This is a genomic window from Alteromonas sp. IB21 (assembly GCF_016405965.1).
Lineage (GTDB): Bacteria > Pseudomonadota > Gammaproteobacteria > Enterobacterales > Alteromonadaceae > Alteromonas.
In genome coordinates, this window is sequence record NZ_JAEFCD010000053.1 from 1 (window position 1) to 2,518 (window position 2,518).

2 protein-coding genes are annotated in these 2,518 nt (G+C 48.6%); both read right to left on the minus strand.

The window, feature by feature from the left end; all coding sequences use genetic code 11:
- Positions 1-19: 19 nt before the first annotated feature.
- Positions 20-766 (minus strand): IS21-like element helper ATPase IstB, encoded by a 747-nt coding sequence (istB, locus tag JC525_RS19630; RefSeq protein WP_198817816.1) that lies wholly within the window; start codon positions 764-766, stop codon positions 20-22.
- Positions 767-774: 8 nt separating this feature from the next.
- On the minus strand, positions 775-2,313 hold the full coding sequence (gene istA / locus JC525_RS19635) for an IS21 family transposase (RefSeq protein ID WP_442859573.1): 1,539 nt from the start codon (positions 2,311-2,313) through the stop codon (positions 775-777).
- Positions 2,314-2,518 lie beyond the last annotated feature (205 nt).

Below are 2,518 nucleotides of genomic sequence, written 5' to 3' on the forward strand. Positions count from 1 at the left end.
TTTTTCGTCCTTGCCAGTTTTACCTTAAGTGATCGGATTGGTCTAGTTTTCTCATCGATTCGCCAGCCAGTTCAATTCGATGACTGTTGTGCAGTAAACGATCGAGTAATGCATCTGCCACAGTGGGGTTACTGATGAGCTTGTACCATTCGGTAACGGGTAGTTGACTCGCTATGATGGTGCTGGTGTTTTGATACCGTTCTTCCATCACATCGAGTAAGTCATTAGCCTGTCTTGCGCTCAGTTTTTCCATTCCCCAGTCGTCTAGGATGAGTAGCTTTTTCTTGGCGAGTTGTGCAAGCTGTTGTCGATAACTGCCATCGGCGTGACCGATATTCAGCTCATCAAGAAGTTGCCCAAGTCGGTAATATCGCACTGTATGATGTTGTTCACAGGCTTGTCTGGCTAATGCGCAAGCGAAGTACGTTTTACCGCACCCCGTTGCGCCAGTAACGATAATGTTATGGGCATGATGTAAGTATTGGCCGCTCAACAGTGTGGCGACTTTATCTTTGCGTAGACCGCGCTCTGCGCGGTATTCCAATCGGCTGGCGTGAGCTTCTAAGCGCAAGGTTGCTTGCCGCAGTAAACGCTTCACTTTGCTGTCTTGACGACAGTGAATTTCGTGCTGTGCCAGTAATCCCAAGCGTTCTTCGAAGCTCATCTCGTCGTAGGTTGTCGCTTGGCTTTGTTGTTGCAATAACGCTTGAGCGAAGTGCCCAAGCCGTAAGCTACGCAGTTGCTCTTGTAGTTGAGATTGTGTCATGAGTTGTCCTATTGATAGTAATATTGGCCGCGGATATTGTGGTGGGTTACAGGTTGCTCATCGTGTTCAACAGCGGTGCTCGGTACACTTTCTTGGTGATGTTTGAGTAAGTTCATTACTACGCTTCTGTGAGGGCGCTCTAGCAGCAATGCCTTTTGGCAAGCGGCTTCAAGCCGCGCAGCACCATGCTGTTTAGTGAGATTTAGAATGGCTAGGCAGCTTTTAATCGCTTGCTCTGGATGTTGACGGCTATGGATGTGCCACTGCACCACACCGCGCGTACCTACACCAATATTCTCGGCCCAGTGCAGTAAGCGCTCTGCACTGAAGCGTTGTTTTACATGGCTATCGGGCATGTGTTCTTTCTGGGTTGAGAAGCCACCGTCTTTTGCTGATTTAGCGTGCTGTGTCACCAGTTGATTGTGATGATAGATGCTGACCACACTGCCACTTGCCTCGATGGTCACCGTGTTGCCCACTAAGGTGTGCGGTACGGAGTAAGCGTGTTTTTGATACAGCACATGGTAATCCGGCCCCACCTTAGCGCGTTTACTATCGATGTACTCATACGTGGTACCAGGCAATGGCATTAACGCGGGTTTATCGAGCAGTTCAAACTGCTCTCGGCGAGAGCCTGGATGTAAGCGCTGCGGCCGATTATTTAACTCTGCCATTAACACTTTGATACGTGCGTTAAGGCCCGCTAAAGTGTAAAAGCACTCCCGTCGTAATCGCATTAATATCCAGCGCTCAACAATCAGAACCGCATTTTCTGCTTTGGCTTTATCTTTCGGTTTGTAAGGTCTTGCCGGAACGATGGCGCAGCCGTAATGCCGCGCCATTTTGGCGTAGTTTTCGTTCAGCGTGGGCGCGTAACGGTGGGCTTTGGTAACGGCTGATTTCAGGTTATCCGGCACAAGTAAACGGGGTACACCGCCAAGGTAGCGGAACGTTCTTACGTGCGCCATTATCCAATCTTCCTCACGCTGAGAGCGGCCAGCTTCAACATACGTGTAGTTGGTCGCGCCTAAAGTCGCAACAAAGATTTGTGCATGATAACGCACTTCGCCCGTATCGGGATTAACGATAGGTACTGTAGGCCCACAATAGTCAATAAACAACTTATCACCCGCGATATGATGCTGACGCATACTACGCTTCTGCTTTTTAAGCCATCGCTGATAATGCTCGCAGAACTGCGTGTAACCATAAGCTGACGCACTATCTTCGGCGCAATACTCTTCCCACAGCAACAGCTTCGTCATGCCTTTACGCTTCAACTCTTGCTGCATAAGCATAAAGTCAGGCAGCCGTTTTTGGCGCTGAACGGGACCAGTGTTATACAACTGAGCCTCGAGCGTTTTATCATTGAGCGCTTCCGGCAACGGCCACGATAAATCAGTGGATTTAAAGCGTGAGAGTATTTCACTCACGGTTGAAGGGCCGAGACTCAAACATTGGCCGATGTCTCGATGGCTTAATCCTACTTCGAATTTGAGACGCAGGACGTCTTTAATCTTTCTCATATCGGTTCTCTTTCTCGCCATGGCAGCTCGTTCCTTCAATCAAGTGATGAAGTTGAGCTTACCAATTGATTTAATGAGAAAAAGAAGAAGATTTCGGTATTCCGATCAGTGATTTCGGAAAAACGTCATTTTTGACCGGATAACACCGAAATAGGCGATCGGATTAGACCGAAATCAGTGATCGAATTGAACCGAAATGGGTGATCGGAATGGGCCGGAACATGCA

Bases quoted from the DNA above. Each gene is read 5' to 3' on its own strand.
- istB (WP_198817816.1), bottom strand. From the start codon at position 766: ATGACACAATCTCAACTACAAGAGCAACTGCGTAGCTTACGGCTTGGG.
- istA (WP_442859573.1), bottom strand. From the start codon at position 2,313: ATGGCGAGAAAGAGAACCGATATGAGAAAGATTAAAGACGTCCTGCGT.